The sequence below is a fragment of the Aquirufa sp. 5-AUSEE-100C1 genome, from assembly GCF_054558655.1.
The window spans coordinates 172,922-199,096 of sequence record NZ_JBPXKO010000004.1 but is presented as its reverse complement, the minus strand read 5'-3'; the positions used below and the strand labels follow the sequence as shown (position 1 = coordinate 199,096).

At 44.0% G+C, this 26,175-nt stretch carries 24 protein-coding genes; 12 read left to right on the top strand and 12 right to left on the bottom strand.

All coding sequences use genetic code 11. The annotated features are described in order from the left end of the window. Positions 1-711, bottom strand: coding sequence for a UMP kinase (gene pyrH, locus ACMH5P_RS10665; protein WP_459494355.1), 711 nt, complete (start codon positions 709-711; stop codon positions 1-3). Positions 712-770: 59 nt separating this feature from the next. Beyond that, a complete protein-coding gene (locus ACMH5P_RS10660; RefSeq protein WP_459494354.1) occupies positions 771-1,463 on the bottom strand; it encodes a fatty acid desaturase in 693 nt (230 codons plus the stop codon). A 39-nt stretch (positions 1,464-1,502) separates the two neighbouring features. Here ACMH5P_RS10660 and ACMH5P_RS10655 point away from each other — a divergent pair, with 39 nt between their 5' ends. Beyond that, positions 1,503-3,245, top strand: a complete 1,743-nt coding sequence (locus tag ACMH5P_RS10655) for a family 43 glycosylhydrolase (protein ID WP_459494353.1) — start codon at positions 1,503-1,505, stop codon at positions 3,243-3,245. On the opposite strand, the gene ACMH5P_RS10650 is transcribed toward ACMH5P_RS10655, so the two are convergent. From ACMH5P_RS10650 to dusB, 3 genes are all read right to left on the bottom strand, one after another. Next, on the bottom strand, positions 3,232-4,467 hold the full coding sequence (locus ACMH5P_RS10650) for a DUF2851 family protein (protein WP_459494352.1): 1,236 nt from the start codon (positions 4,465-4,467) through the stop codon (positions 3,232-3,234). The genes ACMH5P_RS10655 and ACMH5P_RS10650 overlap by 14 nt on opposite strands. A gap of 78 nt (positions 4,468-4,545) precedes the next feature. Beyond that, a complete protein-coding gene (locus ACMH5P_RS10645; RefSeq protein ID WP_459494351.1) occupies positions 4,546-5,427 on the bottom strand; it encodes a DMT family transporter in 882 nt (293 codons plus the stop codon). Next, positions 5,414-6,397 carry a tRNA dihydrouridine synthase DusB gene (dusB, locus tag ACMH5P_RS10640; protein ID WP_459494593.1) on the bottom strand — a complete coding sequence of 328 codons (984 nt, stop codon included), beginning with the start codon at positions 6,395-6,397 and terminating at the stop codon, positions 5,414-5,416. The genes ACMH5P_RS10645 and dusB overlap by 14 nt, the downstream gene beginning before the upstream one ends. Before the next feature lie 33 nt (positions 6,398-6,430). Between dusB and ACMH5P_RS10635 the strand changes: the two genes are divergently transcribed. Genes ACMH5P_RS10635 through ACMH5P_RS10620 form a run of 4 tightly spaced genes read left to right on the top strand, consistent with a single transcriptional unit; the run spans position 6,431 to position 9,183 of the window. After that, positions 6,431-7,381: a CPBP family intramembrane glutamic endopeptidase gene (locus ACMH5P_RS10635; protein ID WP_459494350.1), complete on the top strand. Its 951-nt coding sequence runs from the start codon at positions 6,431-6,433 to the stop codon at positions 7,379-7,381. Further along, entirely contained in the window at positions 7,382-7,576 is a 195-nt protein-coding gene (locus tag ACMH5P_RS10630) for a putative signal transducing protein (RefSeq protein ID WP_459494349.1), read from the top strand. After that, positions 7,576-8,412, top strand: coding sequence for a phosphatidate cytidylyltransferase (locus ACMH5P_RS10625; protein ID WP_459494348.1), 837 nt, complete (start codon positions 7,576-7,578; stop codon positions 8,410-8,412). Before ACMH5P_RS10630 ends, ACMH5P_RS10625 begins: the two co-directional genes overlap by 1 nt. 54 nt (positions 8,413-8,466) lie before the next feature. Next, the gene (locus ACMH5P_RS10620; RefSeq protein WP_459494347.1) at positions 8,467-9,183 is read left to right on the top strand and encodes a peptidase associated/transthyretin-like domain-containing protein; all 717 of its coding nucleotides are present in this window, start codon (positions 8,467-8,469) and stop codon (positions 9,181-9,183) included. A 160-nt stretch (positions 9,184-9,343) separates the two neighbouring features. Here ACMH5P_RS10620 and ACMH5P_RS10615 read toward each other — a convergent pair whose 3' ends face one another. Further along, positions 9,344-10,510 carry a helix-turn-helix domain-containing protein gene (locus tag ACMH5P_RS10615; protein WP_459494346.1) on the bottom strand — a complete coding sequence of 389 codons (1,167 nt, stop codon included), beginning with the start codon at positions 10,508-10,510 and terminating at the stop codon, positions 9,344-9,346. Between the two features lie 182 nt (positions 10,511-10,692). Between ACMH5P_RS10615 and ACMH5P_RS10610 the strand changes: the two genes are divergently transcribed. From ACMH5P_RS10610 to ACMH5P_RS10600, 3 genes are read left to right on the top strand one after another with little or no spacing between them, the layout of a single operon-like run. Then, entirely contained in the window at positions 10,693-11,406 is a 714-nt protein-coding gene (locus tag ACMH5P_RS10610; protein ID WP_459494345.1) for a hypothetical protein, read from the top strand. Position 11,407: 1 nt separating this feature from the next. Further along, positions 11,408-11,902 carry a T9SS type A sorting domain-containing protein gene (locus ACMH5P_RS10605; protein WP_459494344.1) on the top strand — a complete coding sequence of 165 codons (495 nt, stop codon included), beginning with the start codon at positions 11,408-11,410 and terminating at the stop codon, positions 11,900-11,902. Between the two features lie 9 nt (positions 11,903-11,911). Then, entirely contained in the window at positions 11,912-14,695 is a 2,784-nt protein-coding gene (locus ACMH5P_RS10600; RefSeq protein ID WP_459494343.1) for a beta strand repeat-containing protein, read from the top strand. Here the strand turns inward: ACMH5P_RS10600 and pgeF are convergent. The 3 genes from pgeF to ACMH5P_RS10585 are packed head-to-tail and all read right to left on the bottom strand — an operon-like array spanning position 14,692 to position 17,790. Continuing rightward, entirely contained in the window at positions 14,692-15,420 is a 729-nt protein-coding gene (gene pgeF / locus ACMH5P_RS10595) for a peptidoglycan editing factor PgeF (protein ID WP_459494342.1), read from the bottom strand. The two genes, ACMH5P_RS10600 and pgeF, sit on opposite strands and share 4 nt — an antisense overlap. Further along, on the bottom strand, positions 15,410-16,033 hold the full coding sequence (locus ACMH5P_RS10590) for a gluconate 2-dehydrogenase subunit 3 family protein (RefSeq protein ID WP_459494341.1): 624 nt from the start codon (positions 16,031-16,033) through the stop codon (positions 15,410-15,412). Before ACMH5P_RS10590 ends, pgeF begins: the two co-directional genes overlap by 11 nt. Further along, entirely contained in the window at positions 16,033-17,790 is a 1,758-nt protein-coding gene (locus ACMH5P_RS10585; protein ID WP_459494340.1) for a GMC family oxidoreductase, read from the bottom strand. Before ACMH5P_RS10585 ends, ACMH5P_RS10590 begins: the two co-directional genes overlap by 1 nt. 76 nt (positions 17,791-17,866) lie before the next feature. Between ACMH5P_RS10585 and mutS the strand changes: the two genes are divergently transcribed. Continuing rightward, the gene (mutS, locus tag ACMH5P_RS10580) at positions 17,867-20,497 is read left to right on the top strand and encodes a DNA mismatch repair protein MutS (protein ID WP_459494592.1); all 2,631 of its coding nucleotides are present in this window, start codon (positions 17,867-17,869) and stop codon (positions 20,495-20,497) included. 183 nt (positions 20,498-20,680) lie between these two features. On the opposite strand, the gene ACMH5P_RS10575 is transcribed toward mutS, so the two are convergent. From ACMH5P_RS10575 to ACMH5P_RS10565, 3 genes are read right to left on the bottom strand one after another with little or no spacing between them, the layout of a single operon-like run. After that, the gene (locus tag ACMH5P_RS10575) at positions 20,681-21,565 is read right to left on the bottom strand and encodes an NAD kinase (protein WP_459494339.1); all 885 of its coding nucleotides are present in this window, start codon (positions 21,563-21,565) and stop codon (positions 20,681-20,683) included. 3 nt (positions 21,566-21,568) lie between these two features. Next, positions 21,569-22,237 (bottom strand): hypothetical protein, encoded by a 669-nt coding sequence (locus tag ACMH5P_RS10570; protein ID WP_459494338.1) that lies wholly within the window; start codon positions 22,235-22,237, stop codon positions 21,569-21,571. A gap of 1 nt (position 22,238) precedes the next feature. After that, complete coding sequence (locus ACMH5P_RS10565; protein ID WP_459494337.1) at positions 22,239-23,000, bottom strand: alpha/beta fold hydrolase; 762 nt, start codon at positions 22,998-23,000, stop codon at positions 22,239-22,241. Positions 23,001-23,087: 87 nt separating this feature from the next. Here ACMH5P_RS10565 and ACMH5P_RS10560 point away from each other — a divergent pair, with 87 nt between their 5' ends. The 3 genes from ACMH5P_RS10560 to ACMH5P_RS10550 all read left to right on the top strand — a co-directional run bounded on the left by ACMH5P_RS10560 (position 23,088) and on the right by ACMH5P_RS10550 (position 26,037). After that, on the top strand, positions 23,088-24,281 hold the full coding sequence (locus tag ACMH5P_RS10560) for an FAD-dependent oxidoreductase (protein WP_459494336.1): 1,194 nt from the start codon (positions 23,088-23,090) through the stop codon (positions 24,279-24,281). Between the two features lie 62 nt (positions 24,282-24,343). After that, positions 24,344-25,660, top strand: coding sequence for a vanadium-dependent haloperoxidase (locus ACMH5P_RS10555; RefSeq protein WP_459494335.1), 1,317 nt, complete (start codon positions 24,344-24,346; stop codon positions 25,658-25,660). Beyond that, positions 25,660-26,037: a group III truncated hemoglobin gene (locus ACMH5P_RS10550; protein WP_459494334.1), complete on the top strand. Its 378-nt coding sequence runs from the start codon at positions 25,660-25,662 to the stop codon at positions 26,035-26,037. The genes ACMH5P_RS10555 and ACMH5P_RS10550 overlap by 1 nt, the downstream gene beginning before the upstream one ends. The last annotated feature ends 138 nt before the right edge of the window (positions 26,038-26,175 follow it).

Below are 26,175 nucleotides of genomic sequence, written 5' to 3'. Positions count from 1 at the left end.
TTAGCTAATTAATGTTCCTACATCTTCTCCTGACACAAGCGCCGCTAAATTGCCTTCCTTGTTCATATCAAAAACGATAATCGGTAATTTATTTTCTTGGCATAAGGTAAATGCCGTCGTATCCATTATTTTCAAGCCCTTCTGAATCGCATCCGAAAAGCTTAATTGCGTAAAGCGTGTTGCTGTAGGATCCTTCTCTGGATCTGCCGTATAAACACCATCAACCCGAGTTCCTTTCAATACCACATCCGCTTCCACCTCAATCGCACGCAAAGAGGCCGTAGAATCCGTGGTAAAGTAGGGGTTTCCTGTTCCCGCTCCGAAGATAACGATGCGTCCTTTTTCGAGGTGGCGAATAGCTCTCCGACGAATAAATGGCTCACATACGGCTTCTACTTTGAGGGCCGTCATCATGCGCGTATAAAGTCCTTGTTTTTCGAGGGCTGCTTGAACGGCCATGCCGTTGATAACAGTGGCCAACATGCCCATGTAATCCCCTTGAACTCGGTCGATGCCAGCTTTGGCAGCTGAGGCCCCGCGGAAGATATTTCCACCACCGATCACAATCGCAACTTCAACACCTAAATCATGTACTTTTTTAATTTCGGCAGCATATTGGCCTAAAATAACGGGATCGATTACCTCGTCTTTCGTGGACAATGCCTCACCTGAAAGTTTTAAAAGGATACGTTTGTATTTAGTGTCTTTCATGCGTTGTTGAGATTTATGCGACGCAAATTTAGAAAATTTATCGGCTTCTTGTTTACATGTTAGGCCTTATAATCTTTGGCCTGCGGTAATTTCCACCAAGGCAAATAAGGATGTGCGTGATGCTCAAAATGATAGCCAAAAAAGTAACAAGAGATAAAGGCCCACACATGATTGCGCGCCTGACTGCGCGATTGCGTTTTATTCGCTGGGTCATGTTCTCCACGGTGTGGTAAAAATGTTCCAAAATAGAACAATTGCAGTGTACTCAGGATAGCAGGTAATTCCCAGTAGAGGATGAGTTTTTCCATGGGAATCCAAATTTTCAACACGTTGTAGGTGATGGCCATGGCTAAGATTTGCTGCCAACTCACATATTGGAAAATGAATTTAAACCACCAAATAAAGAAATTGCCCTGATGCACATCGGGGTCTTGTTCGGTATTTACATGATCGTGATGCATGTGGTGCTTTTTGCGCAACACGTTGTAGCGATTAAAGGCAAAAAGCGTGGCGCATAAACGGCCGATGGCATGATTTAAATTGGGATATTGCGGAACAACGACCCCATGAATGGCATCGTGCGAAGTAATAAAAAGACCCGTGTATAAATGGGTTTGTGTCAAAATTAGCAGATAGGCCCAGGGCGAATACCAATCCAAGGGCATGTAAAGCGCGAAGGCTAAATGAGCCGACCACACCACGAGGATGGCAATGGCCCAATATAATCCATTAAAATTGTTTAATTTGTTCACGTGTTTTGAATGATGCGTCAAAATTAATACTAATTACCTATGAAAATTGTTTTCGGCATGATATTCCTTTGTGGAATTTCATTTTTAAGTTTCGGGCAGAAGACCTACTGCAATCCCATGAATCTGGATTACGGTTTTACCCCCATTCCGAATTTCTCTGAGCAGGGCCGACATCGTGCGACGGCTGATCCTGTGATCGCCTATTTTAAGAATCAGTATTATCTCTTTTCGACGAATCAGTGGGGGTATTGGGTGAGTAGCGACTTAGTCGACTGGAAATTCATTTCCCGTAAATTTTTACAACCCTATCACAAAGTCTACGACGAACTTTGTGCGCCCGCCACTTTGGTTTTAGGCGATAGTCTATTGGTTATCGGTTCTACTTATGCCAAAGATTTTACACTTTGGTATAGCCAACATCCCCAAACCGACACCTGGAAAGAGGCGGTGCATGCCTTTACGGCTGGGGCCTGGGATCCCGCATTTTTTGAGGATGATGATAAACGCGTGTATTTGTACCATGGCTCGAGCAATACCTTTCCGATGTATGGGCAGGAGATTGATCGCAAAACGCTGCAGCCCATCGGCGAAAGACATGAACTCATCCGTTTGCACGATGACTTGCACGGTTGGGAGCGTTTTGGGGAATACCAAGACAATACCTTTTTAAAACCTTTCATGGAAGGAGCCTGGATGAATAAGTACAAGGGAAAATATTACCTGCAATATGGCGCACCAGGAACGGAATTTTCGTCCTATGGTGATGGCGTATATACCTCGGATAAGCCCTTTGGACCCTTTACCTATCAGGCGCACAATCCATTCTCATTTAAACCGGGTGGTTTTACACGCGGTGCTGGACATGGGGCGACCTTTGAAGGGCAATTTGGAAACTGGTGGCACGTGTCGACGATCACCATTGCGGTAAAAAACAGTTTTGAGCGTCGCTTGGGTCTGTGGCCGACAGCCTTTGATCAGGATGGAATTCTCTATACCAATACCGCTTATGGCGATTATCCGCATCGGATGCCAACCTCGCGCGTAGATAATCCACGCGATTTATTTACGGGTTGGATGTTGTTGAATTACAATAAACCGGTACGCGTCTCGTCGAGTTTGCCGGGTTATGGGGCCAACTATGCGGTGGATGAACAAATGAAGACTTATTGGTCGGCGGAAACGGACAAACCTGGTGAATTTATTGAGTCGGATTTAGGTGAGGTTTCTACCGTTCGAGCGATCCAGGTGAATTATGCCGACCAAGATGTGGATTCCAGTTTCTTGGGGAAAATCAATGGAATTTATCACCAATATGTGATTAAATACAGTTTGGATGGGAAAAGTTGGAAAGTAGCCGTGGATAAATCGGCCAACAAAACTGATGTTCCGCATGATTATGTCGAATTAAGCAAGCCGATCGAGGCGCGCTATATTCGTCTGGAGAACCGACACATGGCAGCGGGGAAATTCGCGATTAGTGGTTTGCGGGTGTTTGGAAAAGGACATGGCGATAATCCGGGTGTGGTGAAGGACCTAATTGTTTTACGCGGAGACCATGACAAGCGCAGCGCTTGGCTCAAGTGGGGGCATATTTCGAACGCAACGGGCTATGTCGTTTACTCGGGAATTTCACCGGATAAGCTGTATACTTCGATACAGGTTTTTGGGGCCAATGAATATTACTTCAAATCCATGGACAAGGATCGTACCTATTATTTTCAAATTGAGGCCTTTAATGAAAATGGCATCGGGGAGCGGGGACCGATCATTAAGTCGGAGTAAGGATTGCCCTCCCCACCAGGCAATGCAAACATTGCTTCGTCTGGCAATAATGTCGGTGCCAATGTAGGCATGCTTGGGATTCACCGGCGTTCAGGAGATCTAGGCCGAGCTCTTGGTAGATTCGTGTGATTTGGTTGTTTTCGGCGGGGAGTTCGGCCAACCAGCGAAAGGCCTTTTGTTCGTAGGCCTCTTGTTTTCTTTCCCGACTATAGCAGACGAGCATCGGAATCAACGTATTGATACAAATCGATCGAAAGGCCTGTGTGCCTAGGCGTGTGTGTTTTCCCCAATACGGGTCAAGTGGAATTTCGAATAATTGACGGAGCGTTTTTAATTCTTGCATTTCGAGGAGTAGGGATAGGAGTGCGCAGTTCGCGCGGATAATTTCGGCAAATTGGGCTAAGCGAATTTGGGGGAAATTAGCCGGTCGGAGCCTCAACATCTTCCAATCCGATTTTTTCAAGAGGCAATCCTCCCAGGCATGTTTTTTCTTTAGATGTACGTACTCGCGTCGTAATTCCATCATGTATTCATCTGCTAAGGGTTCCTCCAACAAACCCGCCATGCCGAATAGGGCGGCTTCGATCCCGAGGGGTCTATCGCGGTAGCGAAGAATGATTTTGAGTGGAAGGTTTTTGGCGAGTCGGAACATGGGTTCAGCATATAGTGAAAACCCAAAGCTTTTGGCGAGCGAGAGGTAGAAGGCTTCTTCCCAATCAAATTTGTTCTCCTGCAACAGGTGGTGGATTTCTTCACACTTTTGGTTAACCCGCTCGAAAAGCATGCGTCGGAGCATCTTGGATTTGATGACTGGGTCAACGCCCAGAAAACCAGCTTGACAGACTAATTCACCTTTTTCCGCTATTCGCGGATGATCGGAATTTTCGGGGATGTAATGGGATAGGCAGAGGGTGGGAATCAACTTGCCGTCGGGGTAAGAAATAGGAACATCATTTTCCCAAACTACATGCAGGATGACGTTTTCGTAACTCTTGTCTTGGGCATGCTGGTGCAACAGCCAATCTGAGGATTTGACATGTAATTCGACAGCTCCAATCCACTCGAGTTCGTTGATTCGAATACGTGCGTGTTGGAAATCCGCCCCGGCATGTCCGTTGAGAAATCCGGGAAAAATAACGTGTATGATTTCTCCGCTGGTTATTTTGAGCGAAGTAGGGAGTTGGCGCCTCTGCCAAATGTAGGTCATCTGTAATTCATTCATCGCGTTGAAAATTGGATGAATGAAGGTAAGGGGCCTACTTAAAAGTTAATTGATAATCTTTCTCGCTTTACGTTTTTATCAGGCTTTTGATTTATTGACCAAATAAATACCGGCTAATAAAACGAACATGAAGATGATTTGGGAGAAATAAATGGCTTCGCCGTCCAAAAATCCCCAGCCGAGTGCCACGATGGGAATCATGTAGGTCACGGAACTGGCGATGATCGCCGAGGTCCATTTGATGATTTGGTTGAATGCTAACATTCCGATAGCCGACCCCAATAAACCTAATGCCATGGCGGAGATGAATGCCCAAAGGTGTTCATTGTCCAGCGGAATTTCGAAAAAACCCGTTGAGTACAACAAGCCAAGTGCCAAGGGTCCTACGGCCATGAATATCCCGGCTGTTGAGGTCAATGGATGTAGGCCGCTTAATTTGGTTTTCACGATATGCATGTTGATGCCATACAATAAGGTCGCTAAAACCACCCAAAGCGCATGCACATTAAAGTCGATGTTGAAGCCTTGCCCGGCGAAGAGCAAACCCAGGCAGCCAATAAGGCCCACAAGGATTCCTGTCATCTGCTTCCACAAAAAGGGTTGGGCAAAAAATAGGATTCCGATGATTAGTGTGAAAAGGGGCGTAAAAGCGTTCAGCATACCGGATAATGCACTGGAAAGATGCTGTCCGGCGATGGCAAATAAGATCGCGGGAATTAGATTACCGGTTAGGCCAGCTGATAAAAATGAAAGGGTATATTTTTTTTCGATGTATTTGAATCGCTTTATAAATATCGGGATAAAAAAGAGACTTGCAGAGCAGATGCGGAGGGCACCCACTTGCAGTGCGGAGTAATGAGCCAGACTTTTTTTGACCAAAATGAAGGAGCTACCCCAGATGATTGCCAAACCTAAAATGGCTAAAAAGATGACGATGGTGGGTTTTTTATTCTCCGGCATAATGGTGGGCGATATCGTTTAGGGTTTCCTTGATCTCTTCAAGGGAATAACTGGTCACTAGTTTGGTGCGGAAAGGCTTGAAATGATCCATGCCACGAAAATAGTTGGCATAATGCCGCCGCATCTCCACAATCCCGCCATGGTTTCCTTTCCAGCGAATGGAAAAGTCCAAATGCGATTCACATACGGAAATTCGTTCTTCCAGCGTAGGAGGGTCGAGTAAATTTCCCGTCGCTAAAAAATGTTTGATTTCATTGAATATCCAAGGATAACCGATGGATGCCCGCCCGATCATAATGCCGTCAACGCCGTATTTATCACGATATTCCAGGGCTTTTTGTGGGGAGTCAATATCCCCGTTTCCGAAGATGGGTATTTTGATTCGAGGGTTTTCTTTGACCTTAGAGATTAAACGCCAGTCGGCCTCACCCTTGTACATCTGCACGCGGGTGCGTCCGTGAATGGTTAGGGCTTGAATGCCGATGTCTTGAAGTCGTTCGGCCACTTCTTCGATGTTTTTGGTGGAGTCGTCCCAGCCCAAGCGTGTTTTAACGGTCACGGGCAGGTGGGTGGCTTTCACCACGGCTTCGGTCATCGCGACCATTTTGGGAATATCTTGTAACAGTGCTGCGCCGGCGCCTTTGCAGGCAACTTGTTTGACAGGGCAACCGTAATTGATGTCGATTAGATCGGGGCCCGCTTTTGTGGCGATTTCGGCACAGGCGGCCATGGTTTCGATGGAACTACCGAAAAGTTGGATCCCAATCGGGCGTTCATATTCGAAAATATCGAGTTTTTGAACACTTTTAGCGGCATCTCGGATAAGGCCTTCGGAGGAGATAAATTCAGTATACATGAGGTCGGCCCCGTTCGCCTTGCACACGGCGCGAAAGGGTGGATCTGACACGTCTTCCATGGGCGCTAATAACAACGGGAATTCCCCCAATTCGATGTTTCCGATTTTTACCATTCTGATTAAAAATTCCGTAAATTTACAAGCATTATGGGAGAAAACTATTATCAAGGCCCAACTCGTTGGTTGGGATTAAGTTCAAATCTTTTAAGTCTATTCGGCTTTTTCCTCGTGGGAAGCTTTTTGGGTCAGTTTTTCGGCTTGTTGGCCGTCGTGGCTTTGATGCAATTTCCAACGCAAAATATAGAGGCATTCCAAACTCAGATTATGGACTTCATGGCGCATCCTCAAAAATATGAAGGGGCGTTTCATGCGATGATGGCTTTGCAATGGTTTTCGGCGCTATTTACCTTTGTGTTAGGGGCTTGGGCTTATTTGCGATTCGTAGAAAAGCGTTCGATTTTTGAATTAAATGATGCCGAAACACCGGGTTTTCAAGTGTTTTCGTGGGCTATTTTGACGGTATTGGTCGCAATGCCGGCGATGGAGTTTTTGATTGATTGGAACCAACATATTCAGTTGCCTGCTGGCTATGAGGATCTGGAGCGGGCGATGCAATCGTCGGAGAAGACGATGGAGGAGTTGACTAAGTTTTTATTGAATTTTCAATCTGATATGGATTTTGGGGTGGCTTTGGTTGTGATAGCGGGTATGGCGGCCTTGGGGGAGGAGATCTTTTTCCGGGGTGTTTTGCAATCGATGTTTGAGCGCTACATGGGCAACAAGCATGTAGCCATTTGGTTGGCCGCCGCGATATTTAGCTTTATCCATTTTCAGTTTTATGGATTTTTCCCGAGGATGATTTTGGGTGCCTTTTTTGGGTATTTGTACGTTTGGTTTCGAAGCATTTGGGTGCCGATGGCGGCTCACTTTTTTAACAATGCTTGGACGTTGACGATGCATTATCTGTACCAACAAAAGAATATCGATATGGATCCGGAGAAAATGACGGATGTGATACCTTGGTGGTCTGCTTTGCTATCGATTGTCTTAGTTGCTTTTTATATTCGTAGATTGCATACTTATCGAACGGACGCATAGATGGAAGGCTGGAAATTAATTGGACAATCGCGAACGGGGATTGATTTGGAGATGCAGAAGGCCTTGCTTTGGGAAAAGGGAGAGATCCATGCGGTGGTGATGAATAAGAAATTAAGTGCGTATGATTTGGGTAATTGGGAACTCTATGTTCACCAAGATGATGAGGAGGAGGCGCTGAACCTTTTAAAAAATTAATGATGGGATTACGAAATTTATCGAATCTTCAGCAGCGTGTGATTGCGGCGATTATTGCGATACCATTTCTGTTGTTTTGTATTTTATACAACGATTACACGTTTTTGGTGTTGTTTTTAGTGATTGGGGTTTTGGCCCAATTGGAGTTTTATAAACTGGTTGGGAGTATTAGCGATAACCTTCCCTTGACATTTTATGGGACATTTTGTGGGGTCGTCATGCATATCCTGACCTTTTTTATTGAAAAGGGGGATTTGGCCTATCAGTATTATTATGTTTTGTCTCCCTTATTGACCTTCATCTTTTTTATCAAATTATATAAATCCAAAGACGAAAAGCCCTTTAAGAATATTGCCTATACCTTTTTAGGGATCATCTACGTGGCCTTGCCTTTTACTTTGCTAACTGTTTTGGCGTATATCAAAAATGATACCTATGATCCAAACATTGTTCTCGGCTGTTTGTTCTTGTTGTGGGCGAGTGATTCGGGGGCGTATTTTGCCGGGACCAAATTTGGAAAAACGAAGTTGTTTGAACGGGTATCCCCTAAGAAGTCTTGGGAAGGAAGTATTGGCGGAATGATTGCTGCGATGGTCGTAGCGACGATAATTTCGAAGTATTACACCAATTATTCAGCTTTTCATTGGTATGTCATTGGGGTAATTATTGTGGTTGCGGGAACCTATGGGGACTTGGTGGAATCCTTGTTTAAGCGGAGTATCAACATCAAGGATTCGGCAGATACGATACCTGGACATGGGGGATTTTTGGATCGTTTTGATGGATTATTACTTTCCATTCCGTTCATTATTCCATTTGTTAAATTATTCCCTTAGGGGTCTTAACGAAAATTAAGTTTTCGGCAATCGGATTTTTTGTAAACTTGCGTCATGCTACTAAAGAGACTATTTCTTGTGCTGGTTTTCTGCCTTTCGGCGACGGCATCCTTGTTTGCGCAGGGACAAGATAAAACAGTCTTATTCAATGCTCGTATCATTTCGGCGCGGAATTCGGAGTATTTACCATTAGCCTATATTTATATTCCTCAAGCGGGACGAGGAGCCTTGAGTGATAATTTTGGGGCGGTTGATTTAAATGTGTTTCCCGGGGATAGTTTGGTGATCACCTATGTGGGATATAAGCCGCAGTATTATATCATTCCTCGCAATACGGGTGTCGTTCATCAGGCGATTATCGAATTGAATGAGGATTCCAAGATGCTTTCGGAGGTAAAGGTGTTTCCGCATGCGAGCGAGGAGGAATTCAAGAAGGCTTTTTTGAATTTGCGATTGCGGGATGAGAAGCAGCGGGAGATTTTGGCCAATAATTTAGAGCAGTCGAAGTTGAATGTGTTTGCCTTGCAGGCGGGATTGGGTGCCAACTCGAATTTTAGGAATTTCTCGGATCAAATGATTTCATCTCAAGCGAATCGAACTTTTGTTTCGAGCCCTTTAATGACATTAACAAATCCCTTTGCTTGGATGAATTTTATCAAGTCGATTAAGAACGGGGATCTCAAACGGAAAGACTGGAAAGAGGCTTTTGAGTTACAGCCTAAGCAGTTGGTCTCTCCTCAACAATTCATACAAGAGCAGCGCCGGAATTAAGTGGCTTGTCTCAGTTTATCAATAACTTGATTACGTTTCTAGTTATTTTGGTTGTTGTGCTCCTTGGACGGGAATTCTTTATCAATGACTTGATAAGAAGTTGATATAACTTTATGTAGCTTTGAGCGTAACGCTGCCGGGGTTGTAACCCCGGCAGTGTTTACCCCAAATGCTTCGAAATCCACTCCGTGGGTGTCATCTGATGTACCGCCCGAAAGGCCGCATAGAAAGATGATTTATTCTTAAATCCACACTGTTTCCCAATTCCTTCGATTGACATTTGAAAATGTGCATTGTCTTTTAAAAGACTAACGGCATGCGTAATTCGTAATTGATTTCGATATTCTGGGAAGGTGGTTTCTAATTGCTTATTAAAGCAATTAGAAACCCGTAGATGAGGAATATTTAATTCCCTGGAAACATCATGAACTGAGAAATTTTCAGACAAATAGGGTTTCTTCGATTCGATGTATTGAAGGATTCGAACAAGGTCTTCTGACTTCTCTGTTTTTCCCTGTTTATCCTCATGAGCGATTCGAGTAATGGCTCTAACTATTTCTTTGAATTTGTCCCAAATAGAAGCGCTAGGGTTTCCTCCATAAAGCCATGTGGGGAATAAAAAAAAGGAAAGGGGTAATGTTAAGGTCATTAAATAGGTGTACTCCGGAGTTATGGATTTGTTTTTAAATGCCATATCAAATTGGAATGGAGAATTGATAGATGCGTACATGACTTGAATTATTCCCGGCAAAACTACGATGGCCAAAATCCACATGAGCTTATTTATTAAGTTTTCAATTTTTAATTTCAACGATTTTATTTTCTTCTGTTTTATTAAAAAAATGAGCGTGAAGGTAAGAACTGACCAATTGATTATCGGAATAATAAATCGCTGATACTTAAAATCGAATAAAAGAGTTCCTCCCGGAATAATACGAATGTTAAACGAATGCTGAATTGCTTTCGCATAGGCTATTTTTGTTTCAAAATCTTCTAAATAGAATGGAAATGAATTGATAAAAATTACTCCTGCTGGCAATAGAAAATAGGCCAAACGCTTTTCGATGACCAATTTACCTTCGATTAGACTTCTAAAATAAAGATAAATTAATGGGCCTATGAAGACCATCAATGGATCAAGGTGTATCAATATTAAAGCTAAAGCTTTCGTATTCGTTACTTGATTTAATAGTAATAAATTCAACTGACGAATATTTACTAAAATGATTATGAAAAATAAATAAATTACTGATTTATTCTGCCGCCACTGATAGATCAATATCAGTATGCAGATGATAATGTTTAGGTAAAAAGCGGTTAATGCCATGATCTTAATTAACTAAAAACAAAAGTATGGTTTTGATATAAATCAAACTATTCGTTTTTTTTCAAGTTGTTCAATTTTGCGAAATATTAAACGAGTTCGATGGTAATTTAGGCTCCCTGTTTCGATTAAGGCTACATTTTTGTGTCGGATTTTAAAATTAGTCCATACACATCTGTTTTCAAATGAAGCTTTCTAAATTCAATTTTTTCATTGCTGCCGTTTTATTCGCAATAACGTTTTTGTTCATTCAGCCCTTGAGGGCTCAACAGTTGAAACTAAGCCAAGGCATCGCTATCACCCATTTTATCTATCAAAATGAGCAAGGTCAAATGCTTAATGGATTGAAGTCGGGCTCCGGCCTTTTCCTTCAGCTAGCCTATCACAAATCAAGCTTAGTTGACACTACTAAGCAAAAACTTGAGCAAACGCCTTTTGCGATTTATTTATCTCAAAATGCGAAAGTTGCCAAGCTATTAAGTTTGTTGAATTACGATTTGGGCTTGCAATTTTCCCAACTGAATGCCGTTGGGGATATCCAAAATAATGCCTTTTCTTATCAAACGGATTACTTAGGTATTCATGGAAAATTCGGAATTCGAATTCCTCTTCCTTGGAAGGTAGCTATAAACCTACAAGGTATTGCCAGTATTAATAAAATCGTTCATGGCAATCAGCTTCTCTCGAATCGCTATGTGGATCTAACTGAAAATCCTCAGTTTGGTCAAGTAAAATTGATAGGAGGTTATGGGGCAGAAGTTGAGAAACGCTTCTTGGATAAATTGGCCGGTTTTGTATCCTACCAACAAACCCAAACACTAAATGATCAACCTGAAGGTCAATCAACCTTGAACTTCAAACCCACAGTATTTTCGGTAGGCATTCGCTTAATGAACTAATATGAAAAGATATTTACTCTTTTTACTTCTGATCAGCTTAAGCAGCCATGGTCAATACCTAAAGCTTTCCACGATCGCTTCATCCGGTATTTCTAAAGGAGCCTATGCCTCCCAGGTCATAGGGCAGTCGAGCGTGGCCACAGGCGCTACAAACAATTTTCGTCAAGGGTTTAAACAGCCATTGGGCGCAATACAAATTTATAATAACCTGAGCCAATTGATTAGCATCGCTGAGCCGATGAACTGGTCAGTCGAAACGTATCCCAATCCTTTTGTAGATAAATTACTCGTAAAGATTAATAAGTCTGAAAAGTTACCAACGCGATTGATGCTTTACGATATTGACGCCAACCTCATTTGGGAAGGATGGTATGATGAAAAACATAGCGAAATTAATTTACAGGATTTACCCAAAATCCCAGCAGGTAAATACCTACTTCAGGTATTTCACCATGGGCAACCACAAACAAAAACACTTATCAAATCGATTCAATAGTTCTAAAAAATGAAAAAATTTACTCATTTATTGTTAATCATTCTCAGTTTTACGCATGTAGGACTTATTGCTCAATCTGCTAAGAAGTCAATAAATTACCAGGCGGTTATCCTGGATCCTCAAGCCATTGACATTCCAGGCGCACGCATCACTGGCCAACCCTTGAGCAAGGGAAAGGTATGTTTGCGCTTTAGTTTATTTAATACCGCTGGCGGATTGGATTATGAAGAAACGCAGCAAGTCACGACGGATGAGTATGGTTTGGTGAATGTTTCCATTGGAGTGGGTGGTCAGGTTTCAAATGCTTCTATTTACAAGAGTTTCGAATCGATTGTTTGGAACTCAAATGTGAAAAGTCTGAAAGTAGGTGTAAGCTATGATGCTTGCTCGAGTTTTAAGCAAGTAAGTACTCAGGCACTTAATTATACTCCTTATTCGCTATATGCTGAAACGGTTGATTATAAGAATGTTCGAGAGGCACCCACGAAATTATCGCAGTTTTCCAACGATTCAGGTTATTTGATTCCCAAGGATTTAGATCCAATCAAGGCGGACATCCAACGTAATTCAAGCCAAATTCAAACAGCTAATCTCACAATCCAAGCCAATAAAGAAGCGAATGAAGCGGCTTTTTTGGTGCTTAATCAAAGTGTATCGAGTTTGGATAATCAAATTGTAGCGCAATCTACTTCTATTTCAAACATCAACTCAAGGATTTCAGATCAGCAAAATCAAATTTCAGACAACCGAAATCAAATTGCTGCCACGAATAATTCTTTAAATGCTCAAATTGGAGGATTACAAGGACAAATAAACACAACGAATTCAAGCATTAGCAATTTAACAGGTGTTGCAGAATTACAATCCAATAAATCCACGGCAACGGATTTAGGCGGTGCGAGTCCATCTGATCAATTGTATCCCACCCAACGAGCTGCTAAGTTCTACATTGACCAATCTATTACACAGGTTGCTTCTAGCGGTATTCCTGATGCTACGACTTTGGCAAGTGGGAAGATTAAATTAGCCGGTGATTTGGGAGGTACTGCAAATAGTCCGACGATCAATAAACTGCAAGGAAGTCCTATTAGTAATTTGGCTCCAACAAACGGACAAGTCCTCACATATGACGGGAATAGTTGGGCTCCAGCACCCTCCTCCTCATTTACGCTACCTACCGCGAGTTCAAATACCTTGGGAGGGGTGAAAGTTGGCTCAAATCTGAGCATCGATGCCAATGGCGTTTTAAGTGCAATCACGAGCACCAATGCCACCTCAATCACGGGAACTGTACCTGTTTCAAACGGAGGAACTGGTGTTACAGATATTAATTCAATTAAGGCGCTTGTAGGCCTTAAAGCTACCAAATTGGCTATTGGAGATCAGGCGGGTAATAGTCTACAAGGGGATGGTGCCGTGGCCCTTGGTGGAGGTGCTGGTAAAAACAATCAAGGGGGAAGCTCCATTGCAATTGGTAATGTGGCAGGTGAAAACAATCAATCCGGAGCATCCGTGGCGATAGGCCCTAATGCTGCGCAATCGGGGCAAGGCCAACAAGCGGTTGCTATCGGATTTGCTGCTGGTCAAAATGGTCAAGGTGCATATTCTGTTGCCATTGGGTCCTTTGCCGGAAACAGTCAAGCTCCGAATAGTATAGCATTGAATGCAACAGGCGCCTTACTGAATCCAGCTGCGACTGGTTTGTATATTGCTCCCATCCGAAATGCCACATCATCTAATTCATTATTCTATAATTCGACGACAAAAGAAATTACCTATGGGTCGGCTTCTTCTTCATCAAATACAATAAACCTTGCCTCTGATGTCACGGGAACTTTACCTGTCGTAAACGGAGGTACGGGCGCTTCTTCTTTAACCGGAATTATCAAAGGCAATGGAAGCAATGCGTTCTCAGTTGCTATTTCTGGGACAGATTATCAAGCCCCTATTGCTTTAACGACCATTGGTTCGGGCGCTGCGAGTTTCAGTGGTTCTACATTGAATATCCCGACTCCTTCCTCCTATTCCTTGCCAACAGCAAATGGAGCAACTTTAGGGGGTATCAAAGTAGGTTCTAATTTGAGTATAGACGGCAGTGGTGTGTTAAGTGCAACATTGGCTGCTGGGAATCTGTCAGGTACTTTAGCAGTTGCCAACGGGGGGACAGGGGTATCGACTTTGACAGGTTATGTTAAAGGCAATGGAACATCAGCTATGACGGCTAGTTCAACAATTCCAATAAGTGACGTTATCGGGGCGGCACCTTTAGCATCACCTACATTTACAGGAACTCCTTCAGCACCTACCGCAACTGCTGGAACCAATACATCTCAAATCGCCACGACAGCGTTTGTAACCTCTGCTGTCGCTTCAGTTAGTGGGGGTGGAGGTACTACTGCGCATACACTCGGTGAAGTTTATGGTGGAGGTATTGTATTTTATATTACTTCAGGCGGATACCACGGGCTAATTGCGGATACTTATGTTTATGATGAAACGCCGGAGTATATGTATAGCAGTGTTACAAACGCTATCAAGCATAATTCGGATAAATCAGGTAATCTTTATACAGATTGGCGCATACCAACTTATCATGAGTTGACGCTACTTTACGCTGCAAGAAGTACCGTGGCTGGAATTACTACTGTCACAAACAACAAAATATTTATGAGTTCAGATTATATGAAGTGGACTCAAGCTTCTCCTTACCGATGTCTGAAATTTACTGACGGCAATGTTGAATGGATTAATGGAGATTGGACACGTCAGGTTATCGCAATAAGGTCATTTTAATTAAACCCCACCACAGCCAACATCCTGCCCGTAATCCCCTTCTCCCTGCGATGAGAGAAGAATACATCCTTATGCTCCACCGTACAATAATCCGAAATCTCAATCTGCGTAATCCCTAAACGCTGTAATTGAGCCGCATTCGTAGCCTTGAGGTCCACATGCCAGCGCTCACCGCGCTTTTCCTTGTGTTCAAATTTTGCTGCCACCTCATCGCCCACTTCGAATCGATCCAGGCTGATGCAAGGACCAATGTAAGCCAATATATCTGCCGGATTTGAACCTGCGGCAATCAGGGTAGAAGCAGTTTTATGAACGATTTGAGCAACCGTTCCTTTCCAACCGGCATGTATAGCTGCCGCTACACGACGAACAGGATTCGCCAATAATATCGGGCAACAATCGGCAATACCCACGCCAGCAATAATACCGGGTGTTTCGGAAATAATGGCATCGTAACCACTTTGATAACCGGGAAGATTGGTTTGCCAGATTTCAGCCCTATGCACCTGGTAGGAGCGCGCCAACGATTCTGGCGATATGCCTAAATCTGCACAAAAAAGGGAAAGGTTTTGCGTAATGGCCTCCGGATCATCGTCCGTATGAACGCCTAAATTCAGCGATTGATAGGCCTGGGAACTCACGCCCCCGTGGCGAGTCGATATACCCGCCACGAGCTGGGGAATGTGAGCAAATATGTTTGGTCTGAGGACCCGACTATGCGTCATAACTTAAATCATACTGTTTCAATACCTCATCCGGAACACCGTTCCACTGATTTGGCGTATTGCCCTTATATTCTAAATCGGCAATGCCCATTTTTGAGGTGAAAAATCCAGTGGCTGTCAAATTCCGCATCAAGCTAAAGAAACTCACCCCCTGCGATAAATGCTTCGGTGCCGTTTCCGGATAAGCGATATCATCTACGATGTTAATGCGTTGCGCAGCCGTAATTTCCGTGAATTTCTTGCCAAAACGCTTGTTCGACTCCGAGTCCAACCAGCGCAATCCACCACGCATCGGCGTTTTGAATTCCGGTTTGTCCTTCACAATAAATTCGATGAATGCTGTAACGCCTGATTGCGACGCACTGCCCGATTTCCCATCGGCCGGAATAATGATGTCCGACAAAATCGTAATCGTATCCAATTCATGTTTATTCAAGAAAACCTCAGCTTGTAAGCGGGCTTCCATTTCAGCCTCTTCCTGCGTCCGACCGTTCGGTCTTTTCACCGGAACTTTGGCTAATTCCAAATTCTCAATCGCCTTCTCATCGGGATTGAATACGGCCAAGCCCAACGAACTCAAGCCCATATTTTTTAAATAGTCTCTTCTTTTCATTATAGGTTGCCTTTTTTGCGTTGATCAATGATGTATTCCGATGTACGTAAGGACAAGGCCAAAATCGTCCATGTCGCATTCTTATCCCCTTGAGATACGAACGGTGCCGCATCCGCTACGAACAAGTTCTTCACGTCGTGTGCCTGACAGTTCGAGTTCAAGGCCGATGTATTCTTATCGTTACCCATACGCGCCGTTCCCACTTCGTGAATAATTCGTCCTGGATCCGCCAAACCGTAATTGCTCTCCGCACCCGGTTTTTTACCCATCGGTTCGCCACCCATCGCATGAATGATTTCCTCAAAGGTATCTTGCATGTGCTTCGCCTGCTTCACCTCGTAATCGCTCCATTTGTAATGGAAACGCAATACCGGAATACCATATTTATCTACCACATTCGGGTCAATCTCACAATAGTTATCCTCACGAACCACCGGCTCACCACGTCCCGCAAAACTCACGTAAGATCCGTAGAACCTGCGGTAATCCTCCTTCAATGTTGCGCCATATCCACCCGCGGCTTTCTTCAAACCATCACGTGTGAAATTCTCCCGGCCGTTCAAGCCCTCAATGCCCCAACCGAAACCGTAACTTGGCATCCCCATACCGCCACCGTATTCGATGTGGTATCCGCGCGGGAAGTCTAATTTTGCGTTGTCCAACCACCATGGGGTGTAAATGTGCATACCCCCCACGCCATCTTCGTTGTAACGCTTGCGGTTAAACAAGGATGGAATAATCGCCGAACGCGATGCTCCCGTCGAGTCATTTAAATATTTTCCTACCACGCCACTCGAATTGGCTAAACCATTCGGGAAGCGAGAACTTTTTGAATTCAATAATAAACGGGCTGTTTCTCCCGCACTGGCTGCCAAAACAACAATCTTACCTCGCACCGTATACTCTTGCATGGTACCCGTGTGTACATAGGAAACACCCGTTGCCAAGCCTGTTGCCGAATCCGTTGTTACCTCACGCGCCATCGCGAATGGAAGCATCGTTAGGTTACCAGTTGCTGCCGAGGGTTTGATTAATACCGACGAAGACGAGAAGTCGGCATAGGCAGAACAACCCCGGTTACACTGACCGCAATAGAAACATTGGCCACGCTCAGAGTTAATCGGTTTGGTCAACATCGACATTCTCGACGGATAAGTCGGGATACCCAAAGCCTTATTCGCCTTCTTAATCATCAATTCGTGCAAACGCGGTTTCGGAGGAGGCAAGAAATAGCCATCCGGATTATTCCGTAAGCCTTCATTGGTTCCGAAAACCCCGATCATTTTATCCACCTTATCGTAATAAGGTTTCATATCGTCATAGCCAATCGGCCAGTCGTCACCCAATCCATCAATACTCTTCCGCTTGAAATCGTCCGGTCCAAAACGCAAGGAAATACGACCCCAGTGGTTGGTACGTCCACCCACCATCCGAGAACGGAACCAGTCGAACTTCGTTCCGTCTTTGCGCGTGTAAGGCTCTCCTTCGATGTCCCAACCGCCATAGGCTGCATCGAAATCACCAAAATTACGTAAGGAGGAACTAGAACCGCGGCGAAGGGACTCGTAAGGCCACTTTAATTGGGTCATGTCTTTGGGATCAGCAGGGTCGAAAGGTTGGCCCGCCTCGAGTACACAAACCTTGGCTCCCGCCTTCGTTAATGTATGTGCCGCCATACCGCCACCGGCTCCTGAACCGACAATCACAACATCGAAAACTTCCTGCTGGGATTGGATATAAATGGACGAATTAATCATAGTTATTGATAAGTTTTATAGGAATGGTAAATGTATAAAATTTGACTTATTTTTGTCTTCATTAGCGACAAAAATTTTGGCCAAAAAAACACCCGATGGGCAGGAGCCTTTGAAAAAAGGAGAAACCCCACTTTCCAGACAGTTTAATCAAATCAAAGCACGGTATCCGGGAGCAATACTCTTGTTCCGTGTAGGGGATTTTTATGAGACTTTCGGAGAGGATGCGGTGAAGGCTTCTAAGATTTTGGGGATTACGTTGACCCGCAGAAATAATGGAACGGCCGACGATCATTTGGCGGGTTTTCCGCACCATTCCTTGGATACCTATTTGCCCAAATTAGTCCGTGCTGGCCAGCGCGTGGCGATTTGTGATCAATTGGAAAATCCGGCTGAGGCTAAAGGAATTGTGAAACGCGGCGTGACCGAATTAGTAACACCCGGGGTTTCATTTAATGATCAAGTACTTGATAATAAGCGCAATAACTACGTTGCTTCCATTAGCTATCAGGAAAAAGATGCGCAATTTGGCGTGGCCTTTTTAGATATTTCTACGGGGGAATTTATGTGTTCGCAGGGTCCTTTGGCCTATGTGCAAAAGCTGATTCAGAGTTTTATGCCGGCGGAGATTTTATTTCCCAAAAAATACCGTTCCGTTTACCAAGAAAATTTTGGTGATCAATACCATTCGTTCTCACTGGAGGAATGGATTTTTTCCCATGAGTTTACCTATCCCTTGTTGACCGAACATTTCAAGACCAAAAATCTGAAAGGTTTTGGCATCGAAGGCATGCCGCTGGGGATCATTGCCGCCGGGGTGATTCTTCATTATTTGGCGGAAACAGAGCACAAACAAGTAGGGCATATTGCCACGATTCAGCGGATTGAGGAAGATAAATATGTATGGCTGGATCGTTTCACCATTCGCAACCTCGAATTGGTGTATTCCGTGCAAGAGGGTGGGGTACCCCTGATTGATTTGATGGACCAAACGATGACGCCCATGGGGGCTCGTTTGTTGCGCAAATGGATGGTCTTGCCATTGAAAGATTTAGCGGCCATTCAAGAGCGTCAAGCTGGTGTGGCTGGTTTATTGGAGCTCGATGATACAATGGACCAATTGATTTCCTTGTTAAAGCCGATTGGTGATTTGGAACGATTGATTTCCAAAGTAGCTGCCGGTCGGATCAATCCACGGGAATTGGTACAGTTGAAGCGCGCGCTCCAACAAGTTCCCGCGATCAAAGAATTATTATCTACTCACCCCGCTCCGATATTACAGAAATGGGCGGATCAATTAAATCCTTGCCTGCATCTGGTTCAAAAAATCGAATCTGCTTTGCGGGACGATGCTCCGATGCTGGTTCATCAAGGAGGAATTATCAAGACCGGATTCATGCCAGAATTGGACGAGTTACATTTGCTCTCGACGAATGGCAAGGATTACTTGGCTGCAATGCAGAAACGCGAGATTGAGCGGACGGGAATTACGTCGTTGAAAGTAGCTTACAACAAGGTTTTTGGCTATTATTTGGAAGTGACCAATGCGCACAAGGACCGTGTGCCGCCGGAATGGATTCGTAAGCAGACCTTGGTCAATGCGGAGCGTTACATCACGGAGGAGCTGAAGGGGTATGAGGAGAAGATTTTGAGTGCGGAGGATAAAATCTCGACCATCGAATTTAGTATTTTTCAAGACTTGGTTCGTGAGTCTTTGGAGTATTTGGAATTGATTCAATTGAACGCTCTGGGAATCGCGACCTTGGATGTCTTGACAAGTTTTGCACAAGTGGCGAAACGCAATCAGTATGTCCAACCGGAATTGAACGAAGGCGATTCGATACAGATTGAGGCGGGGCGTCACCCGGTGATTGAACAGCAATTGCCGATTGGTGAAGCTTATGTTCCGAATGACGTGTATTTAGACAATGAGACCCAGCAGATTGTGATGATTACGGGTCCCAACATGGCCGGTAAGTCGGCCCTTTTACGTCAAACAGCCCTCATCGTCTTGATGGCCCAAATGGGTTCTTTTGTGCCGTCCACCGCAGCGACGATTGGATTGGTGGATAAAGTATTTACCCGCGTAGGTGCCTCGGATAACCTATCCAAGGGGGAATCTACGTTCATGGTGGAGATGACGGAGACCGCGGCTATTTTGAATAATTTATCGAATCGTTCGTTGGTATTGTTGGATGAAATCGGTCGGGGAACCTCCACTTACGATGGTGTTTCCATGGCCTGGGCGATTGCGGAGCACTTGCATAATCATCCCAAGTCTCGTGCGAAAACCTTGTTTGCTACCCACTACCATGAATTAAATGAATTGACCGAAGACTTTCCGCGGATTAAGAATTTCCATGTATCCGTCAAAGAAGTAGGAAATAAGATCATATTCTTGCGGAAATTGGTTCCGGGTGGATCTGCCCATAGTTTTGGTATTCATGTGGCGCAGATGGCGGGTATGCCGACGTCCTTGGTGTTGCGTGCGCATGAGATTCTGCAGAATTTGGAGAAAGATCATGTCCTAGAAGACAATGTGGAGAAGCTCAAAGAAATGCCGAAAAACAATTATCAGTTGAGTTTATTTGGCGCGGAAATTCCGGAGGGCTTGAAGAAAATCGAGGAGCAATTGGGCGCTTTGGATGTGAATACTCTTTCGCCGATTGAGGCGTTGTTGAAGTTGAATGAATTGAAGAGGTTGTTGTAGAGACGCGAATGGATGCAGAATGTAGAGACGCGATACTTCGCGTCTTTTTTTTAAAATGAGATTTTTGGGATTCGAATGCATACAAAATGTAGAGACGCGATACCTCGCGTCTTATATAGAAAAAGACGCGAGGTATCGCGTCTCTACATTTGATTCAGACGCGAGGTATCGCGTCTCTACGATTTAATTTCGCACATCCAGCCCCCAATTCAACTTATTCCTCAAGGTCTGTAGGAAATCATCTCCTGGGATTTTAACGATTTTCGCCGTAAATGGCGCTTTTTGCACTTCGATGCTGAATTTGCTGTCGATCACGCGGGAGCGGGAATCGATGGAGATAAGGAAATTTTGGCTCCTACTGCTAATCTCAAATTTCAATTTGGCATCGCTGGAAACCACCAAAGGTCGCACGTTTAGGTTGTGCGGACTCATGGGAGCAATGATAAGAATATCGGAACTCGGCATGACCAAAGGCCCGCCTACGGAAAGCGAATATCCCGTGGAGCCCGTCGCCGTGGAAACGATAAGGCCATCTGCCCAGTAGGTATTCAAATAATTTCCATCCACATAGGCCTTAATGACAATCATGGATGAGGTATCCGTTTTCATGATACCCACCTCATTCAAGCCAAATTGCTTGCCTTCGAATAAGTCGATGTCGGCATTTACCGATACTAAAGTACGGTCTTCAATGCGGTAATTGCCTGCGATTAATTGGTCAATAGCTCCACTGACATCTTGTGGTGAAAGTGTGGCTAAGAAACCCAAACGACCCGTATTAATACCTAAAATGGGTAATTCTTTATCTCCGATGTGCGTCAGTGTTTCCAGTAAAGTTCCATCGCCACCGATTGACCAGGCCATTTGTACGTCGGCAGGAGTACCCTCTTTTTCCTCATAAGATTCGATCGATTTAATGTCAAATCCATGTTCCAAAAGATGATTTTTGAAGAAAGATGACAGAACGATTTGGCAAGGTTTTTCGCATAGTACATGCCATAGTTTTTCCATGAGCGGACGATTCTCGGCCGTAAAGGATTTACCATGTATTGCGATGCGAATGGCCACGAATTAAGGATTTAAATATTTAAGAAGCAGGTCAAAACGGCCGGTATCAACCATCTCATTTTTCCCAAAATGGAAGGCTTTTTCGATGTGAATGCTATGTCTTTCTAAACTCTGCATGATGGCCGAAAATTGTTCTGTTTGGACCTGAACCACTAATTCTGGTAAGCCCATAGGATCCTTCGGGTTTTGAATCATCAAGGAACGTGTAATAAGTCCATTGTTTTCTTCAATGAGTCTGGCAATTAAGCTAAATGAATCCCGTTGGCTATGAAATGGGATGTACATAATTCCACCATTGGTAGAATTAAAGCCATTATTTAGGAAAATAGCTGCAACGACGGATGCCTCCAAATAGCCGAGAAATTTTCCATCTTCATCCGTCACTGGCAGAATGGAATACGCGCTTGACTCAAACCAGGGTAGGCTCGCGAGGACATCTTCTTCCGACTCCAGGCTGTATGGAGTTAAATCGTCTTTGAGTTGGCTCATCTTTCCATCGGGATGAAGGCTTTGGGCTAACAGACGCTCCGTAACATTTCCGACGAATTGTTTGCCATCCAACACAGCCAAATTAGGTTGCTTGGAATGGGCCAAAACTTTTAAGCCCTTTTGAATCGAATCGTTCAGGGAAAGTGTTGGGTATTCGTAGGAAAGGTAGGTGAGGGCCAACATCCTAAATGGGGTTTTTATCGAGCCAATTCTGTAAAATCACATTAAATTCTTCGGGTCTTTCCATCATCGGCGCATGGCAACATTTATCGATGAATTGCAATTCCGAATTTGGTATAAGTGCATTGAATTCATGCCCTACATGTGGTGGGGTAATGGTGTCATTCAAGCCCCAAATTAACAACGTAGGTTTATCGATACGAACAATATCTTTGGCCATATTGTTCCTTTGCGCGGATTTAGCAATGGCGATGATTCGTATTACTTTGGGAATGCTATTGGTGATTTCAAAAACCTCGTCGACTAATTCCTTACTCGCCGTTTTCGGGTCATAGAAGGTATATTCGACACGTTCTTTGATGTATTCGTAATTTCCTCTTTTGGGGTATGAGCCACCCATGGAATTTTCGAATAAGCCGGATGAACCTGTTAAAATCAGACGTTGGATTTTCTCCGGGTGTTTCAAAGTGTAAATAAGCGCCACGTGGCCTCCCAAGGAGTTTCCGATGACACTAAATTGCTCTAGTTTTTTGTATTCAACAAAGCCCTCAATGAATGTTGTAAGTCCCTCACAACCAGCCTCTTTAATCGGCATGTCATGAATGGGCATCAAGGGAATAATGACGCGGTACTTTGTGGAAAAGTGATTAATAACCCCTTGCCAATTACTTAATGCGCCGAACAACCCGTGTAATAGAAGGAGAATTTCTCCCTGACCTTCGTCGATGTATAGGTAATTGTTTTCCTCCTTAATCGTATAATTCATTCCGTAGGGACTATTTAATTTGCAAAGTAATAAAAAAGCCTTCAAACTTTTCTACCTTTTTGTAGTTTGTTGTTTATTAAACTAATTATGAAACCAATTGTTATTTTAGGCGCCGGGATGGCAGGTTTAAATGCTGCCACTGAATTGTACCAACAAGGCGTCCCATTTGTGTTAATCGATCGGGATGTCCGCCCAGGAGGTCGAGTGAAATCAGATGTAGTGGATGGATTTATTTTAGACCACGGTTTTCAAGTTTTGCAAACGAATTATCCGAGTGTGCAAAGGTCACTCAACCTGAGCGCACTCAAACTTTCTTCGTTTGATGCCGGCTCCAAATTATGGTACAAGAACCAATGGGTAGATTTTCTGAACCCTTTGCGTCACGGTTTAGGTTTTTTAAGCCTTGTTCCATCGCTTATTTCGATCAAAGATATACTTCTGTTGGGCAGATTATGGATAAAGCTTCAATGGCAAGGAAATTCATTTGTGGAGTCTAAAGAATCCACCGCTGAATTATTGAATCGTTGGGGATTTTCGGAGCGTTTTCGCTCGACGTTTATAGAACCCTTCTTTCGGGGGATATTTTTGGATGGACAATTGGGCCAACCGGCATCCTTGTTTTTCTTTTTCATGCAGCAGTTTTTGGAGGGTCAAGCCGCCTTGCCTGCGCAAGGGATGGGTGCCATTGCTGATCAAATGTTGCAGGGCTTGCCTGCTGAATCGGTTCGATTGGGAGTTGAGGTGACAAGATTGGATAAGAATTTTATCGAATTAAAGGGCGGTGAACGGGTTGAATTTGAGCGATTAATTATTGCGTTAAATCCCCATTCGGCGGCGGATTTATTAGCAATTGATTTACCTAAGGAAGCGCATTTAGGTGTTAAAACATTTTATTTTTCTGCGCCGGCAAGGGAAACGAAGAGCAAGTTGTTGCGCCTATTACCCCGTGAATCTGGACTATTACATTATAGCTTTTTATCCCATGTTGCCCGGTCTTATGCGCCGGAGGGTTTTGATTTAATTGAGGTGTCTACTTTGGATTTAACTATTTCGGAAAAAGAGGTTTTGGAATCGCTGGCCAACTACGAAATGGTGGATGGATTTCGATTGATAAAATCCTATGAAATAGCTCAATCATTACCTAAAACGGGTTTTTATTCGGGGCTTCAACAAGTTGCGGAATCAAGAGGGTATCTTCTGGCAGGGGATTATACGCAAATGCCATCTTTGCAAGGGGCGATGGTTTCGGGTCAAAAGGCAGCGTCGTCTTGTCGGATTTAACTGATTTTCGTCAGGGAATTTTACGGATAAATAGCTTATATTTGTGCCGTAAATTGACCCTTATGAAGAAATTATTGATTCTAATGGCTGTCGTTTTCTTAGCGGCATCCTGCGAGAAAACCAATCCAAATTTCCAGCAAGAAGCTGCGAATCCACGTTTTTTGGAGCGTGCTCAAAATATGCTGACGGAGAGTATCATTCATGATATTTTTGCTCCACCGGTTTCAGCACGTATTTACATGTATTCAAGCGTAGCGGGTTATGAGGCGGCGATTTTGGGCGATAAGCGATTTAAATCACTAGTGGGTCAATTGAATGGTTTTGAATCGGTTGCTAAGCCTGAAGCGGGTCTTGAATATTGCTATCCTTTGGCATCGACGCGTGCTTTTTTATCGGTGGGTAAGAAATTGACTTTTGCACAAGAACTTTATGTTGAATTCGATAAGCAGATCGAAGCGGATTTTCGTAATACAGGCATGCCGGATGATGTCTATGAGCGTTCGGTTGCTTTAGGTGATTCCATCGCTGCATCCGTGCTTCGTTGGGCCGCTAAAGATAATTACAAGCAAACGCGTGGTTTCCGATTTACGGTGACCAATTTACCAGGTACTTGGACTCCTACGCCTCCGGCTTACATGGATGCGGTGGAACCATTTTGGAATAAAGTGCGTCCTGCCATGTTGGATTCAGCTAGTCAATTCCGCGCTCCGGTTCCTGCGAAATTTGACTTGACGAAGGGAAGTCCTTATTACAAAGAAGTAATGGATTCGTATGAGACGGTGAAGAATTTAACGAGTGAACAGCGGGATATTGCCAACTTCTGGGATTGCAATCCGTTTAAGATGAATATTACGGGACATGCCATGTTCGCGACGAAGAAAATGTCGCCAGGTGGCCACTGGTTAGGCATTGTTGCTCAAATTTCGCGTCAATATAAGAAAGGTTATACAGAAACTGCGGAGGCACTCGCCTTAACTTCGATTGCCATTTTTGATGGCTTTATCGCATGTTGGGATGAGAAATATCGCTCCATTCGTATCCGTCCGGAAACAATTATCAACGCCTCCATTGATAAGTCTTGGATCCCGGTTTTACAGACTCCTCCATTCCCAGAATATACGTCGGGCCATAGTACCATTTCCCGTGCGGCTGCAGAGGTATTGACCAAGGTTTATGGAGATAATGTCGCGTTTAATGACTCGACGGAGGTTCCATATGGTTTACCGCCGCGTAAATTCACCTCTTTTATTCAGGCATCTGACGAGGCGTCGATTAGTCGACTTTATGGTGGAATTCACTTCCGTCCGGCCTTGGATGAGGGAGCGAAACAAGGAGCCAAAGTAGGTCAATATTTATTGGCTACCGTAAAAACGCGCTAATGCAAGATATAGCCTCCCGTGATGATATCAAGGTTTTTGTGGATGCCTTTTATGGCGGCATGAAATCGGATGATTTAGTGGGGCATGTTTTCCTCGATGTCATGCAGGTCGATTGGTCTCGTCATTTACCGAAGATGTATGATTTTTGGGAAATGTTATTGTTGGACGGCTCCAACTACAAAGGAGCCCCGATGCGCCCACACTTGGAAGTAAATCAAAAAGTGCCTTTAACCATGGCGCATTTCGACCGCTGGTTCGAATTGTTTTCTGCGACCTTGGACGCACATTTCACGGGTCCTAAAACGGAGGAGGCGAAGACGAAGGCCTGGAACATTGCGCAGACTTGGGCGTATAAGTTTAAGTTGATTAATGAATAGTAGAGACGCGATACTTCGCGTCTTTTTTTTTGTTTTTGTAGAGACGCGATACTTCGCGTCTTTTTTTTTGTTTTTGTAGAGACGCGATACTTTGCGTCTTTTTTTTGTTTTTGTAGAGACGCGATACTTTGCGTCTTT